This is a genomic window from Shouchella oshimensis, from assembly GCF_002019765.1.
Taxonomy (GTDB): domain Bacteria; phylum Bacillota; class Bacilli; order Bacillales; family Bacillaceae_D; genus Shouchella; species Shouchella oshimensis.
Genome location: NZ_KV917380.1, coordinates 3,855,415 through 3,871,306, shown reverse-complemented (window position 1 = coordinate 3,871,306; position 15,892 = coordinate 3,855,415). Strand labels below are relative to the sequence as shown.

At 41.2% G+C, this 15,892-nt stretch carries 15 protein-coding genes; 14 read left to right on the top strand and 1 reads right to left on the bottom strand.

Going from position 1 to position 15,892, the window contains the following annotated elements:
- Positions 1-2: 2 nt before the first annotated feature.
- From BK583_RS19300 to BK583_RS19275, 6 genes are all read left to right on the top strand, one after another.
- The gene (locus BK583_RS19300) at positions 3-1,544 is read left to right on the top strand and encodes an NAD(P)H-hydrate dehydratase (RefSeq protein ID WP_055737042.1); all 1,542 of its coding nucleotides are present in this window, start codon (positions 3-5) and stop codon (positions 1,542-1,544) included.
- 52 nt (positions 1,545-1,596) lie between these two features.
- Complete coding sequence (locus tag BK583_RS19295; RefSeq protein WP_055737043.1) at positions 1,597-2,184, top strand: PepSY domain-containing protein; 588 nt, start codon at positions 1,597-1,599, stop codon at positions 2,182-2,184.
- Between the two features lie 99 nt (positions 2,185-2,283).
- Positions 2,284-2,937, top strand: coding sequence for a Type 1 glutamine amidotransferase-like domain-containing protein (locus BK583_RS19290; protein ID WP_055737044.1), 654 nt, complete (start codon positions 2,284-2,286; stop codon positions 2,935-2,937).
- A gap of 3 nt (positions 2,938-2,940) precedes the next feature.
- Positions 2,941-3,447 (top strand): GNAT family N-acetyltransferase, encoded by a 507-nt coding sequence (locus BK583_RS19285; RefSeq protein WP_055737045.1) that lies wholly within the window; start codon positions 2,941-2,943, stop codon positions 3,445-3,447.
- Positions 3,448-3,563: 116 nt separating this feature from the next.
- Positions 3,564-4,316, top strand: a complete 753-nt coding sequence (locus tag BK583_RS19280) for a MerR family transcriptional regulator (protein ID WP_055737046.1) — start codon at positions 3,564-3,566, stop codon at positions 4,314-4,316.
- A 5-nt stretch (positions 4,317-4,321) separates the two neighbouring features.
- Positions 4,322-6,064: an ABC transporter ATP-binding protein gene (locus tag BK583_RS19275; protein WP_055737047.1), complete on the top strand. Its 1,743-nt coding sequence runs from the start codon at positions 4,322-4,324 to the stop codon at positions 6,062-6,064.
- 44 nt (positions 6,065-6,108) lie between these two features.
- Here the strand turns inward: BK583_RS19275 and BK583_RS19270 are convergent, their stop codons facing one another.
- On the bottom strand, positions 6,109-6,609 hold the full coding sequence (locus BK583_RS19270) for a DinB family protein (protein WP_051667226.1): 501 nt from the start codon (positions 6,607-6,609) through the stop codon (positions 6,109-6,111).
- 222 nt (positions 6,610-6,831) lie between these two features.
- On the opposite strand from BK583_RS19270, the gene catA reads away from it, so the two are divergent.
- From catA to BK583_RS19230, 8 genes are all read left to right on the top strand, one after another.
- On the top strand, positions 6,832-7,482 hold the full coding sequence (gene catA / locus BK583_RS19265) for a type A chloramphenicol O-acetyltransferase (RefSeq protein WP_038476077.1): 651 nt from the start codon (positions 6,832-6,834) through the stop codon (positions 7,480-7,482).
- A gap of 341 nt (positions 7,483-7,823) precedes the next feature.
- Positions 7,824-8,759: an NADP-dependent oxidoreductase gene (locus tag BK583_RS19260; RefSeq protein WP_038476080.1), complete on the top strand. Its 936-nt coding sequence runs from the start codon at positions 7,824-7,826 to the stop codon at positions 8,757-8,759.
- Positions 8,760-8,988: 229 nt separating this feature from the next.
- Complete coding sequence (gene murQ / locus BK583_RS19255) at positions 8,989-9,879, top strand: N-acetylmuramic acid 6-phosphate etherase (protein WP_055737187.1); 891 nt, start codon at positions 8,989-8,991, stop codon at positions 9,877-9,879.
- Positions 9,880-9,895: 16 nt separating this feature from the next.
- Positions 9,896-11,251, top strand: coding sequence for a PTS transporter subunit EIIC (locus BK583_RS19250; RefSeq protein ID WP_055737048.1), 1,356 nt, complete (start codon positions 9,896-9,898; stop codon positions 11,249-11,251).
- 14 nt (positions 11,252-11,265) lie between these two features.
- Positions 11,266-12,321: a DUF871 domain-containing protein gene (locus tag BK583_RS19245; RefSeq protein WP_055737049.1), complete on the top strand. Its 1,056-nt coding sequence runs from the start codon at positions 11,266-11,268 to the stop codon at positions 12,319-12,321.
- Between the two features lie 115 nt (positions 12,322-12,436).
- Complete coding sequence (locus BK583_RS19240; RefSeq protein WP_055737050.1) at positions 12,437-14,851, top strand: coiled-coil domain-containing protein; 2,415 nt, start codon at positions 12,437-12,439, stop codon at positions 14,849-14,851.
- A 95-nt stretch (positions 14,852-14,946) separates the two neighbouring features.
- Entirely contained in the window at positions 14,947-15,240 is a 294-nt protein-coding gene (locus tag BK583_RS19235; protein ID WP_038476091.1) for a HesB/YadR/YfhF family protein, read from the top strand.
- A 90-nt stretch (positions 15,241-15,330) separates the two neighbouring features.
- A complete protein-coding gene (locus BK583_RS19230) occupies positions 15,331-15,777 on the top strand; it encodes an NUDIX hydrolase (protein ID WP_038476094.1) in 447 nt (148 codons plus the stop codon).
- The last annotated feature ends 115 nt before the right edge of the window (positions 15,778-15,892 follow it).

Below are 15,892 nucleotides of genomic sequence, written 5' to 3'. Positions count from 1 at the left end.
CAATGCGAATAGTAACCGGAGAAGAAATGGCAAGCGTTGAAGCGATTACCATGAACAAAATTGGTTTACCTGGTGTTGTGTTAATGGAAAATGCAGGTAGAGAAATTGCCCGTAAGTTGATAGAGCAGTACGGTGATAAACGCTATTTGATAGTAATAGGTGCAGGGAATAATGGCGGAGATGGTTTTGCTGTTGCGCGAATGCTAATGGAACAAGGAATCACGGTCATGACATGTATTATTCCTGATGAGAGTCGATTCGTTGGAGATGCAAAGCAACACAAGCGAATTTATGAGCAGAGTGGCTACAGATGGAAGTACTGGCATGATATTGAGCACGAATGGTTGGAAATGCTTTGTGATCTAGATGTTATTGTTGATGCGATGATTGGAACGGGAATAAAAGGTGCGCTAAAAGATCCTTATCCGGCTATTATAAAAAAACTAAATCGGTCACAGAAGGAGATTGTCTCCATTGATTTACCGTCTGGCGTACCTGCAGATGAAACAGCGATTGCTCATGAAGCAGTGTATGCAGCTAAGACCTATTCCTTACAGCTCATGAAGCTAAGTTATTTTCTAGAAGCGACAAAACCATTTTATGGGGAAATGGAAGTGTTGCCAATTGGTGTGCCACCAGCCACGTTTAAGCACCTTGAAAAGCAACGCTGTGTATGGGGAGAAGAAGAAGTTTTTCATAGCTGGTTCACCTCGAGTTCGTTTGCACATAAAGGGAATAATGGTCGGGTTGGTATTATTGCTGGAAATGACAATATGCCGGGAGCAGCGAGTCTTGTTACAACTGCAGCAGTTCAAAGTGGTGCGGGCTTGCTAACTGTTGGAACAACACGTCCTGTTATTCAAGCCATTGCCACTCATGTGAAAGAAGCCATGTTTACAACGTTATCTTCAAATGAAGACGGCTTGTTGGCACCTACAGAAAAGGAACTGTTTGCATTTTATGAGAATAAGACAGTAGTTACCATTGGACCGGGTGTTGGAAGGGGAGAGCATGTAAAAGACATGGTCTTACATGCCATTACGCATTTTAACGGACCCTTAATATTAGATGCAGACGCTTTGCGAGTCGTTGCAGACTGCCTTGATTCCATACGTAAGCGCAAAGAACCTTTAATTATAACCCCTCATCCTGGTGAGATGGGGGTGCTAACAGGCTATGAAGTCGAGCAAATAAAGCAACGGCGATTCGAAATAGCAGAAGCGTTTGCACGAGAAAATGGTATTTATGTGGTCTTAAAAGGTCCTCATACCATTGTAGCGATGCCAGATGGATTTCTAACGGTTAACATGTCTGGGAATGAAGGGCTAGCTAAAGGAGGATCCGGTGACGTATTAACTGGAATGATAACAGCACTGGTTACGAGGCAAAAGACGCAAGTCGCTTTATCCACTTCCGTTTATCTACACGGTTATGCAGCTGATTTGTATAAAAAGGAAGGATGGAGTACAGAGAGCATCACACCAAGTCATTTAATTGCAAAATTACCTGATGCATTTAAAGTTGTAACATCTACATCATATTAGTGGATAAAAATGGGCATACTGATACGATCATAGGAAAAGGAGTATAGACACAATGAAAAAAACACCATTTATGTATCTAACGGTATTCACCGCTCTATCACTACTAGCAGCTTGTAATCAAGATGAAGGCCCTGGGGAAATGAACCCTAACCCAGCACCTGGAACTGTAGAAGAAGACAACGTCGAACAAGAGAATGAAACAATGAATTCCTATATTCGTTTAGAAGGTGCACTCCAACATTTCAACAATGCGTTTCCAGATGCATCACTTACATCGGTTACGTACGATGCGCAAAACTTACATTATGAACTAGATGGTATAGATGACGATTCTGAGTACGAACTAGTCATACATGCAGAAACGGAAGAAGAAATAAATCAACAAACTGAGCCTCTCGATGCTGAAGATGCCGGAGGTGCTGAGCGTGAAAGAGAAGCTATTGAGATAGATGAATTAATTGAACCAACCGATGCTGTTGGAACAGCTCAAGGCGAGGTTCCAGGAGCATTGAGAAGCTGGGAACTCGAACGAGAAGGAAACCGAATCTACTATGAGGTAAAGATTGAAGTAGACCAAGAAGAACATGAAGTAACGGTTGACGCAGAAACCGGAGAGATTATTGAAATTGACCGAGACTAAAAAAAGAGTAAGGTGCTTATATAAGATATAGGCGCCTTATTTTTTATGGTTCTTACGATAAATGCTATGATTGGAAAAAGACAATAGGAGGGATGGTCAATGAGCACCCATCTTTTTTTATTTGGAAGCGGGCCACCGTTCACTGAAACGTTAGGAAAGCGTTTCGTCGAGGTTATGAGAAAGAAAACATGTATCATTCTTGTTATCGATCGACCAGAAATTGAGGATTACCGGAAAACGTATGAGGGGTCGTTGAAATCGTTGGGAGTACGTTGTTTGTTTCGTCCACTTCCAGCAGTATCAGAACAGGAGATTTGCAATGAATTGAACGATTGTGGTGGGATTGTAATCGGTGGTGGTCATACGGAAAGATACATAGATGAAGTAGTTGAAAAAACGATTGGTCTAACGATTAGAGAACAATTTTATAAAGGTATCCCTGTTGCAGGTTTTTCTGCAGGCGCCATCATTAGCATGGAAACGAGTATGATATCTGCTAAAGACCATTCAAGTAAACGGTTACGTGTACGAAAAGGATTAGGTTTGCAAAAACATACACAAGTGGCCGTTCATTTTAGTGAATGGGAGGAAGAGGAGCATTTGCGTAGAATAACGAAAGACTATGCGATTGAAGGTTTTGGTATCAATGAAAAATCAGGTATATATTTCGAAGATGGCATAAGAGACATGACTGAGGGATCAGGTGTTTACAGCATTGAAGCAGGGGTTTTACGTAAGTTGGAGGGGAATTAACAGATGAATATCGTTTATCGTGAAGCTAGAAAAGAAGACGCACAAAGAATGATTGATCATATGAAGTTTGTTTTCACAGAAAACCCTACTTTTTACGGGACGCGAGCAGATGAATTTCAACTGACCGTTGAACAGGAAAAACAATGGATCGAAAAACATCAAAAGCGTGGCTTTCTTTATTTGGCAGAACAAGATGGTGTACTAGCAGGAATGATTCATTTCCTTCCTTCTGAAAGCAAACGTTTTTCTCACCAAGGTATGGTAGGTATTAGTATGAAGGAGCATTATGCAGGAAAAGGAATAGGAACTGAATTACTAACACGTCTTCTGAGCTGGGCAAAAGCGCAACCGAATATTGAAAAAGTCTCACTAGAAGTATTCTCAAATAATGAGCGTGGTCTTTATTTGTATAAAAAGTTAGGTTTCGAAGAGGAAGGGCGATTAAAAAGAAATGCACGTCTCGATGATGGAACATACGTCGATGATGTTCGTATGGCGCAGTTTGTTTAAGTGACATACGTTCTTAGAATGAACGTGTAAAGAGTGTTCTTCTAAGCTTCTTCATAAGATTTAGATTGACTGTTACGTTACGTCATAGGGTACGATGGTTTGAAGGGGGGGATTTGATGGAGCTAACAATTGGATCATTTGCAAAACAAGTAGGTACAACCGTTCGAACTTTACGGTATTACGATCAGATTGGCTTGCTTGTTCCACTTCGTTTAAATGAAAAAGGTCAAAAGCTTTATACAAGTACAGAATGGAAAACGTATCAACAGATTGCTGTATGCAAATATTTAGGGATGACACTTGAAGAGATTAAAGCTCAGCTGAAAGATCGTGTTATGAGTGGTGAAGAATTACTTTCCTTTCAAAAAGAAGTGATTGAAAAAAAACAGACTGAATTAAATGAAACAATGAAACTTATTACTAGGGTGCAACGTTTATATGAAGAAGAATCTACAAAGGGTCAAGTGACGGATGAGTTAACATTTAGTTTGTTAGATGCGTTTAGACGTGAAAAAGATCAAATTCAAGCGTTCAAACAGTATTTTTCAAGTGACAAATCGGTTGTTTCACAACTAAATAAATATGATGAACCAGAGGTACAGCAACTAATGGATAAAGAAGGGTTGCAGTTCTGTCTTAATATTCACTTGGCTATGCAAAAAGGAGAGACACCAGATAGCCTCTACACAAAAGAATTGGTACAATGCTTAGTTAAGCGAAACCCTGAGTTGAAAAAGATGCTAGGGATTGTAAAAGATGATGCATTTATTCAGAGACACAGCAATTTATTTAATACGTATTTTCCGGAGGAGTTAGGCGACTTTATGTATACTGCCCTTACAAATTATTTACATGGGGAAGAGGAGTAATAAAAATGGAAGAGAAACAGCATCAATCCATTAATATAAAAGCTTTTATAGCCATGATCCGTCCATTCTTACCAAGAAAGCTATTGCTTTTGCTTGCAGTCGTACTTGTTGTTTTTGAGACGGCGCTTGCTCTTATCGTACCGTTATTAACGATGAATTTTATTGATGAGATGACGGTGATCGGGTTTGAATGGTCAACCATTGCCTTATTAGGAGTAGTGTTTCTAGCGCAGTTAATCATGTCAGGAATCGCCATCTATACCATGGTCTACATCGGGCAAAAAGTCGTTTATTCATTAAGAGAAACGGCTTGGAAGCGGATCTTACACTTACCTGTTTCATTTTTCGACCGTCATTCATCAGGAGAAATGATGAGTCGTATGACGAATGATACCCTTGTTATTAAAGACTTTATGACGATGCAATTGATACCCTTTATTTCGGGTTTAATCTCCATTATTGGTTCGATTATTATTCTATTTGTTTTAGATTGGAAAATTACTCTAATGATGCTGGCAGTTGTTCCTGCATCATTACTGGTCATGATGCCACTTGGTAGAAAGATGTATCGAGTCTCCCGCTCCTTGCAAGATGAAACGGCATCATTCCAAGGTGATTTAGGGCGCGTACTTGCTGATATTCGTCTTGTTAAGGCGTCTCTAGCTGAAGATCAAGAGAAACAAGTAGGGATTAAGCGAATGGCAAATCTATTTGGTTTTGGTTTACGTGAAGGAAAGATTATGGCTGTGATCCAGCCGATTATGATGAGTTTAATGCTTATTATGCTCGTTGTTATTTTTGGATATGGCGGAATGCGTGTTGCAGCTAATACGTTAACAGCAGGGGCGCTAGTTGCCATTATCTTTTATTTATTTCAAATATCGGTTCCATTTACTCAGATGGCGAACTTCTTTACGCAATTGCAGAAAGCACTCGGAGCAAGCGAGCGAATGGAAACGATTTTGCATGCTGAAGTGGAACAAGATTCGTTAGAGGCTATGAACACAGTGAACAAACTTGATGCGTTAGCCTTTCAAGATGTGTCGTTCCAGTATGCAGAGGATAAGAAGATTCTTCAACATGTTGACTTTACAGCGAGGGTTGGTGAAATGACAGCTTTTGTAGGTCCGAGTGGAGCTGGAAAAACAACGTTGTTCTCACTGATTGAACGATTTTACTTACCGACAAGCGGAACCATACAGTACCGTGGTGTACCAACGGCATCTATACCGCTTAATGAATGGAGAGAGAAGATTGCCTACGTCTCCCAAGACTCTCCCATCATGTCAGGAACCATACGAAGCAATTTAACGTATGGGTTAGAAAATGTCCCCAATGAGACGGTGGAAGAGGCTGTGCATGCTGCTAATTTAAAGCAGTTTTTAGATGGTTTGTCTGATGGACTTGAAACAGAGGTAGGAGAGAGAGGCGTTCGCTTATCGGGTGGACAAAAACAGCGTCTCGCTATTGCAAGGGCAATGATACGAAATCCAGAAATTTTGCTTCTCGATGAAGCAACTGCACACTTGGATAGCGCGTCAGAAAAGCTTGTTCAAGAAGCGCTTGAGCGATTAATGTCTGGACGTACAACGTTAGTCATTGCCCACCGACTTGCGACTGTCCGTAACGCTGATCAATTAATTGTACTAGAAGGCGGAAGAGTGACAGGTTCAGGAACTCATCAAGAATTGTTAGAGAATCATGGTTTGTATCAAGAACTGGTTAAACAGCAGCTCCATGTAGATTGAAGAAGCGATCGCGGCCTATGATGAAAGAGGCGCGATCGTTCTTTTTAAGTAGTTGGAAAAGAAGGAGTTGATTTTAACTCATGGATTTGATCAATATGACGTTGTTCGTGATACGTTCGTAAGTCAATCCATTGTTGTAGAGATAAACGACCGAAAACAGGATGCTTTGCTGATAGTTTAGTAAGGCGATCTTGTTCAATAGAAGCAATTTCTTCGTCAAGTAGATGTTTCTCTTGTTGTAACCGTTCAAGCAAAATCGATTTTGAAAACGGACCGGGGTTAGGGGCAACGATATCTGGGGCTTCGAGCTTTATTGACCGGTCCAATGCTCGCTCAATCGGTTTTAGCGGTGCTTCCTCTTCTTTATTTTTCGTTAGTGTATATTGCAACATTAACAAGACTTGATGGTCCATTTTAATTAGGTGATCACACACTTCACCAATGGTCCAGTTCGATTGAATGCGGAAGTTAAGCTGTTCATTGGTCAAAGCTTCTAGCTCTTGTACGAGTTGATTCCGAACCTCGATTGTATTTAGGTTAGGCATAGAGCATGTCTCCTTTTTTAATAGGTATAGCTTGTTTTCGCTATGAAACATGAAAGTCCTTTCCCCTTCTAGTTGAAAAATAATCATTTTGGTGTAAAATACGAGACAATATAGGATAAACAGTTGTTCAAAGAGAGTCGTGTAAAGGAATGATGAAAAGATGGTTAAAACAGATAAGCTAGCCTCCTAAACTAGAAACGATTACATTTAGGAGGCATAATCATGACATTTACAGTTATTAATCGAAGAACATGGAAGCGCGAAGAGGTGTTTTCGCATTATATAAAGCAAAAGACTTCATTTAGTCTTACCACTGAGCTTGAAGTAGACGTGCTGTATAAAAGAGTGAAGCAAAAAGGGTATACATTTTACCCTGCCTTTCTCTATCTGGTAACATCCGTTGTTAATAAACATGTCGCCTTTCGGATGAGCTTTAACCAAGAAGGAGAGCTTGGCTATTGGTCTCAACTTGAACCGGTCTATACGATTTTTCATGAGAAGACAAAGCTTTTTTCAGGTATTTGGACGTCAATGAACAGAGACTTTAATCACTTCCATACATCTTACTTACAGGATGTTATGACTTATCAAGGGAGTAAGGCGCTTTTTCCAAAAAAACACATGCCTGAAAATACAGTTTCTGTCTCAATGATACCTTGGACTTCTTTCACAGGGTTTAACTTAATGATTCAACAAGACACCAATTACCTTCTTCCTATTGTTACGGCTGGTAAACTGATAGAAAAAAATCAAACACTTTATTTACCAGTATCATTGCAAGTCCATCATGCTGTTTGCGACGGGTATCATGCAAGTATGTTTATGAATGACTGCCAACAATTGGCGAATCAAGCACATGAGTGGATAAAATAATGTTGTAGAGGCTGGGACAAAAGTAGATAGACAGACCAAAATGACGAACATTCCTGAAAATAGGAACGTTCGTCATTTATTTTATATGAAAATGAACGGAAGGAGAATCTGAAGACTCCTGGGGGATCAGCACGTGTCTGAAGACTCTGGAGTGGCGGTTTTCAACGGAGGAGGCTGAGGCCGTGTCCCCGGAAAGCGAAGGATTCCCTGTAGCGGTGCTACTCAGCATATTTTAGACTATTCGTCTTTTCAAATACTACTTTTAATTATGTCCCAGCCTCTTTTCGTTCGATTGAAATCTTATTTTAAGGGAATGAATAAACGAGGAAAGGAGTGTTTCGATGCGTGCAGTAGCAATTAAACAGTATGGTGGTATCGAACAATTGAAAGAAATAGAATTGGAAAGACCGACGATAGAATCGGGACAGGTGCTCGTGCGTTTAGAGGCGACATCAGTGAATCCAATTGATTGGAAGCTTCGTGAAGGGTACTTACGGCAAATGCTCGATTGGTCATTCCCTATCGTATTAGGTTGGGATGCGGCTGGTGTGATTGAAGAAGTAGGAGCAAATGTAACGGAGTGGAAGGTAGGAGATCGGGTCTTTGCCCGTCCGGAAACAACTCGCCATGGTACGTATGCGGAGTTTGTCGCTGTAGATGCTCATTTATTGTCTTTCATACCTGATAATATGACCTCTGTGGAGGCGGCTGCGGTTCCTCTTGCAGGGCTAACGGCTTGGCAGGCACTCTTTACCCATGGCAATGTAGCAGAAGGAGAACGTGTGTTGATCCATGCTGGTGCAGGTGGTGTCGGTCACCTTGCGATTCAACTAGCTAAACATGCAGGGGCATACGTATATACAACAGCTAGTAAGAAAAACCATGAGCTCGTTAAACAATTAGGTGCTGATGAAGTGATTGATTACAAAACGGAATCGTTTGAAAATCGCTTATCTGAACTAGATCTTGTTTTCGATACGGTTGGAGGAGATGTCCAGTCGAATAGCTACAAAGTATTGAAAAAGGAAACTGGTCGACTGGTTACAATTGTAGGTATACAAGACGAAAAAGAAGCTGCTGCATACGACGTTAAAGCTTACGGTGTATGGTTAGAACCTGACGGTGAACAATTAAAACGACTCGCGGCTCTTGTTGAAGAAAGTCAGCTAAAGGTTGTCATTCATGCGTCTTATCCTTTCAGCGAGAAAGGAATAAAGGACGCCCATTCTCTAAGCGAAACTGGTCATGTGTCAGGAAAAATCGTCATTACGTTTTAATGGAAGTGCTTCTTTCTCGCAAAGAAGCACTTCTTTTTGATTTGTGGTATCAATGACCTATTTTCTTTTTGAAATAAAATTTTATTTATATTGATTTAATAATTGACATATAATTTCAATGGAATGATAATAAGATTAGGTAACAAGCTTTTAATGAATCTCTTTCATCTGTTCTTATAGATAGGGAGTGTTCCAGCTTATTTAACTAGAGTAAAGGACGTGAGAAGTGTTGTTAGACAAATTGCAAACAGAACGACGAAACAATCGTTCCATGCAACTCGACGAAATGAATCGCTACGATATTCTTAAATTAATGAATGAAGAAGATGCGACAGTACCAAAAGCCATTGAACATGTACTTGATGAAATTGAAGCAGCGACAACCTGTGTTATCGATTCCCTTTCTTCTGGTGGCAGGCTCATTTATGCGGGGGCAGGAACATCAGGGCGTCTAGGCGTGCTAGATGCTGTTGAGTGCACACCAACATTTGATATGCCGGCAGAGCGGGTTTTAGGCCTTATAGCAGGAGGAGAGGGGGCTTTTTTAAAAGCTGTTGAAGGAGCAGAAGACCAGCGTATTCTTGGCGTGAATGAATGTAAGCGCATTAATGTGTCCGAGAAAGATACGGTTATTGCGTTAGCCGCAAGTGGACGCACTCCTTATGCGATTGGGGTATTAGAGGAAGCCAACGAAAGGGGGGCTCATACGGTAGCGATTAGTTGTAATCGTCAGGCTGAAATGAGTTCCTATGCGGATGTGGCGATTGAGTTGGAAACGGGTCCAGAAATATTGACTGGCTCAACGCGATTAAAAGCAGGAACGGCACAGAAGCTTGTATTAAATATGATTTCGACGGTTTCCATGATTGGGATTGGCAAAGTGTATCAGAATTTAATGGTAGACGTGCAGCCGACAAATGCAAAGCTTGTCGAACGCTCAAAACGAATTGTTATGGAAGCAACCGATAGGAAAGGAGCAGATGTTGAACGTGCTTTGCAAGAAGCTGATGGTCATGTCAAAACGGCGATCGTCATGCTATTGTTAGACTGCCCAGCACATGAAGCAAAAGCGAAATTGGAAATGGCAAATGGATTTATTCGAAAAGCAGTGAATTCATAAGAGGAAGGTGAAGCGCATGAACAAAGACCAACAAATGGCTGCGGCTATTTTAAAGCATGTTGGTGGAAAAGAGAATGTTGATAACCTCACGAACTGCATGACAAGAGTACGTATTAGAGCAAAAGACGACACAGCAGTGGATAAGGAAGCGTTAAAAAACATTGATGGGGTTATGGGCGTAGTAGAAGACGATACATGGCAAATTGTTGTCGGTCCAGGAACGGTGAATGTCGTCACAGCAGAAATTCAAAAGCTTATAGGTGAAAACAACGAGCTGTCGTTTGAAGAAAAAAATGCTAGAGATGCTGCAGCTCGTAAAGAACGAAATAAAACACCGTTTAAGCAGTTTTTAAGGCGACTCGGAAATATTTTTATTCCGCTTATTCCTGGTTTAGTTGCGTCAGGTATTATAAATGGAGTGGCGCAATTCTTAATTAACTACGGGTTGAAAACGGAAGATCACACTTGGCTCCTGTTAATGACAATTCTTGGCGGCGGCTTGTTTATGTATCTCGCTATTTTAGTAGGTTGGAATACAGCAAAAGAATTTGGCGGAACACCGGTTTTAGGGGCAATCGCCGGTATGTTTATTTTTAATCCGGCTCTTGAACAAGTAACGATATTTGGAGAGCAGCTGCAGCCTGGACGTGGTGGACTGTTTGGCGTTATCTTTGCAGCTTGGCTAATGGTTTTCTTTGAGCGGAACATTCGTAAGGTGATGCCACGATCCATTGATATTATTTTCACATCACTATTCACTGTATTAATCGTTGGAGCACTTTCTATTTACGCTGTCATGCCAGTAGCAGGCGTATTAGCAGAAGGCATTACATCTGGAATTAATTCGGTCTTATCAATTGGCGGACCACTTGCAGGAGCAGTAATGGCAGGTTTCTTCTTACCACTTGTCATGGTTGGTCTTCATCATGGCTTAACGCCTATTCATTTAGAACTCATTAACACGTTTAATTTTACAACATTACTACCTATATTAGCGATGGCAGGAGCAGGTCAAGTTGGTGCTGCTATTGCAATCTTTATGAAAACGAAAAATCAACGTTTACGTACAATTATTAAAGGCGGCTTGCCTGTAGGGTTTTTAGGAATAGGTGAACCGTTATTATATGGCGTAACCCTTCCTTTAGGGCGACCGTTTATAACAGCAAGTATGGGAGCTGCGGTTGGAGGAGCTATACAAGCATCGTTTGGAACAGGGGCGCTAGGGATTGGTGTTTCTGGTCTATCCCTGACTCCACTCATTGCGGAAGGGAATTATGTGCAATACTTAATTGGAATTGCTGTAGCGTATTCGTTAGGCTTTCTATTTACGTACTTGTTTGGCTTCAAAGAAGAGATGGCAAAGGGAATCTAGGAGTGTGAGCAATCATGAAACTCGGTGCATCGGTTTATCTTCATGTACCAATTGAAGAACAGTTATCCTATTTAGAAAAAATCAATCTGTATGGTTTTCAAACACTCTTTACATCCCTTCACATTCCAGAAGACGATGTCAGTCTATACGCAGACCGCTTGCAACGGCTAGGTCGTTTTGCTGAAAAGAAAGGGATGGCGCTTGTTTGTGATGTATCCCCTCAATCAATGGCTCATCTGCAACTAACGTGGGAAAAGGCTAGTCTTTTACGTGATTGGGGTGTTACAGGATTGCGAATTGATTATGGAATTGATGCCGAGACAGTTGCTCGTATTTCCAGATCTTTAGCGATTGTTGTGAACGCCAGCACAGTAAGGGCGGAAGACATTGCAGCATTAAAGCATGCAGGCGTGGCGTTTGACCACATTGAAGGATGGCATAATTTTTACCCTCGTCCGGAAACCGGCTTAGGTCGAGAAAATTTCAACAAGATTAATGAGCGCTTACGAGAGGCAGGATTTAAGCGAATGTCGTTTATACCTGGTGATGTTAAGCGAGGACCACTCTATGAGGGGTTGCCGACGTTAGAAGCCCATCGCCATTGGAGTCCATTTGCGGCTTGGCTAGATTTATATAGCCAAAAAGCAGTAGATACGGTAATCGTTGGTGACCCTCAATTAAGTGAAGAAAGTTTACAGCAGTTAGCGCTTTTTCAACAACAAGGAGTCATTTTATTACGAGCGAAAGCATGTGTGGAAAATCCTCCTATTATAGATAAACAGTGTAATCGACCGGACGAAGCAAGAGATGTTATTCGTTCCGTCCAGTCACGAGAAATAGCTCAACAAATGAAACAAAAGGTTAAACCAAATCAAACCACTGAGCGTTTGCTAGGGACCATAACCATGGACAACGAACGGTACGGACGCTATCAAGGAGAAATACAATTAACGAAGCGAGATTTACAAGCTGACGATAAAGTGAATGTTATTGGTAGAGTGATTGAAGAAGATCGTCCTTTGTTGGAACACCTCAAGGCCAATCAACTATTTTCTATTAAATGGAGCTAGCATGTGTTTAAACCGGGCATAGAAAGAAGTATGCTCGGTTTATTTTTTATGATCAATTGCAACTTTTCAACTCATTGCACCGTATAATAGAATAGAAGAAAAGGGGGAGCGAATAATGAATGGAAGGAAACAACGTACTATCGTAATCTTTGTTGTACTCTGTCTCGTATGGATGGTTCCGATGCAGGCGTTTGCGAGTGTTACAATTGAGGATGAAGCAAATTTCTTTTCTGCTGAGGAAGTTGCTGCTATTGAAGCAGCCGCAAACGATACATACTTTAATTATTATGTCAGCACAGTAGAGGGTGTTGATGGGCAATCGTCTTCAAACGCGGCACTAGAGGTCATTGACCGTGTTGGTAGTGAAGGCTATCATTATTCTATTTTCATTGATGCAGAGGCCAGTGAAGTGTATTTAAACTACATACCTAATGGAGAAGCGGAGTCTGTTATTGGCAACGAGCGAAATGCCGTACGAATAATTGATAATGAGTTCTTGCCAGCTGCTGCTACAGGAGAATACGGTCAAGGTGTAGTCAATATAATGGAACACCTTGAAAGAGAGCGAACGAGTGGGACGGTTGCCACGTTTTTATTTGTTGGAGCTTTAATGATTGCTCTTGTCATTGCGTTGTTTTATTTACGAGCACAAAAGAAAAAGCGTCTAGCGCATGTTCAATCTCTTCTTGACCGTCAAAAACGAATTTTGGCAGATGTATTAAAGCCTTATCACGAAGCGAAAGAGCGCGTGGAACTTTCTCGTGGAAATACGCAGCAATTGTTTAGTGAAAAACAAGAAGAGCTTTTTGCGATTTTAACAAACGCTCAAGAACAAGAACAGCAAATAAAAACATGGCTTGACGGAGCAGGTAAGAAAAAGAAAAACGACGTGTTACAAGCAACTGTTGATTTCACGAACAACATTACTGCTCAAGAAGAACAACTCGAAACGAAAAAAGAGCAATTAAAAGAGATGTTCGATCAAGAGTTGAAAATTTCGGGGTTAATTAAAGCCATTGAAGAGAAAGTAAAAGGTGTGAGAGACGCGCTTGAAGAGATGAAGCGTAAGACAAATCTTCCGTACACATACTTGGAAAGGGATATCCAAGTAGCAGAAGAAAAAATGACAGAAATGTCGTCAGCTGATGATTCCCTCGACTATCTATATGCTGCCCAACTAGCAGAGGCAGCAGAAGAGGCGTGTGCGACAGCAGAAACACATGCTGATCAGATTAAGACACTTTTAGCGAAAGAAGCTGAACTGATCGATCGAATTGACAAGCAAGCGAGAGAGATTGATCACATTGTAGAGCGAGAGCAATTACAATTAAAAGAGGAAGATCCTCATGCTCTGTTAGAAGCAGCTCGACAATCCTATTCTCAGCTACATCATGCAATCGAGGTTGGAAACGCAAAAGAAGCCATGTACATCTACGATTCAATGGATGCAGCCATTAACGATGCGCTTCAGCGAGTAAAGCAGTTACTTGTGTACCGAGATGAAACAAAAAAAGAACTAGGCGAATTACAAGAGCAGATGCGGTCTATCCGACTTGATCCAGAATCATTTCGCATTCAAATGGACAAAGTGCGTCACACGTATCATTCTTCCCATTGGCATTCAATTGAATCTGATTATCATGAGGCGACGACTTTGTATGACAATATGCTTCATACAATGAGTAACGTGGACACGATGCTTCAGCTCGATCGTCAAGAATACAAAAAGGCCAATCAAACTATGCAGGATTTAGTAGCGCAGTATAAAACATTGTCTGATCTTCATGGGCAAAGCTTCTATTTATTTGATCGGTTAGAACAGCAGAAACAATCTCTTTATAGAGAAGCGAGAGCTTTGAATGATACTATTCAATCATTGGAACATCAACTTCACCATCATCGACTTCGATTAAACAGTCATCGCATGGAAGAATTGTATCGTTCTGTGAATAATGCCATTCGGTTATTGGACGTTACACCTATCGAGTTATTTGCAGTAGAAGATGAACTAGAGCATGTTAAGCAAGAATTGCCTTATGTTCAAAAAGAAGTGCAGTCCTTTATTCAGGATAAAGAGCGATTAGAACGAGAGTGGCGAGATGTCTCTTCTTCCTATCAGCATATGTCTCGAAAACTAGGTTTGAATTTTAGCCAGTCGACGTTCAAAAGACGTTACGATGAATCTGCTCGACAAGTGGATTACTTGATTTCTGAGGGACAGTTTGCAAGTGCAAAACGAGAGGTTGAACTAACGCGCAGACTAGTAGATGAAATGCGTGATGAAGAAAGAAGAATGGCAAGAAAAGCTGCGCAAACGGCTGCCGTACTTCATACAGTAAATCGAAACAATAACCGTAACTCACGTGGAGGTGGCTCAGGGGGCTCACGAGGGGGCGGCTTTGGTGGCTCAGGGGGTTCACGCGGAGGTGGATTTGGTGGTTCAAGCGGTTCGCGCGGAGGCGGTCGAAGTATGGGTGGCCGCGGAGGTGGCTCCAGCTTTCGAGGAAAAGGCGGCGGACGGAAGTTTTAGGAGAGGCTTACTCATAAGCCTCTTTTTTTAGTATGCACCAATAAGTCTGGTATGCTATGGATAAGTATGAGTTTAAGAAAGAAGGCGAGCAGTTAATGAAGATTGTCATAAGTGATCCAGCGGCGAAATGGTTTAAAGAGGACTTTTCAATGGGGAAGAACGATAAAATTAAATTCTTTTCGAAAGTGTATGGTTCTAGTCCTGTACAAGAAAACTTTGCCCTAGGTTTTACAGCAGAGGATGCACCGAATAAAATGGCTGTAAGAACTGAAAGAAATGGCGTTGAATTCTTTGTTGAGGAGGAAGATGTGTGGTTCTTCGATGGCCACGATTTGTATGTTGACTATGATGAAAAAGAAGATGAGTTACGTTTTGATTATAAGAAATAAAGCAGAAATTCATATTTACCCGAAACAGACTCGTCCCTGTCATCATGACATTCCGTATTCCGACACGTCTATATCTTAGAGGAGGACAAAATGGCAGATTATATTAAAGAAATACGAGCATTAATTGGACAACGACCATTTATTCTCGTTGGTGCAACCATTCTTGTCTATAACCGAGCAGGAGAAATCTTACTGCAGCATCGGAAAGATACGGGTGAGTGGGGATTGCCTGGTGGGGTGATGGAACTCGGGGAGTGTTTTGAAGAAACAGCAGAAAGGGAGTTATTGGAAGAGACCGGCTTGCAGGCGAAAGCTTTCACATTAGTCGACGTGGTTTCAGGTAAAGACTACTACTTTCAATATCCAAATGGGGATGAAACGTATAATGTCAGTGCGGTTTATCGAGCTGAGGAAGTGTACGGAGTATTAGGTGGTAGTGATGGTGAGAGCCTAGCACTTGCTTATTTCTCTAAAGAAGCGTTACCAGCAAAAATGGATTCACGTGCAGCTCTTATCTTAAAAAAACTACTGAATTAAATTAGCTTAAGTAGGAGTCAGTCGATCTGTAAAAAGCAAAAACAAATGATTGAGTCGAGCAGTTTAACGTTTCCGTACGAGCGTAAACTGCTTTTTTTCTTATGTTTGTTACATT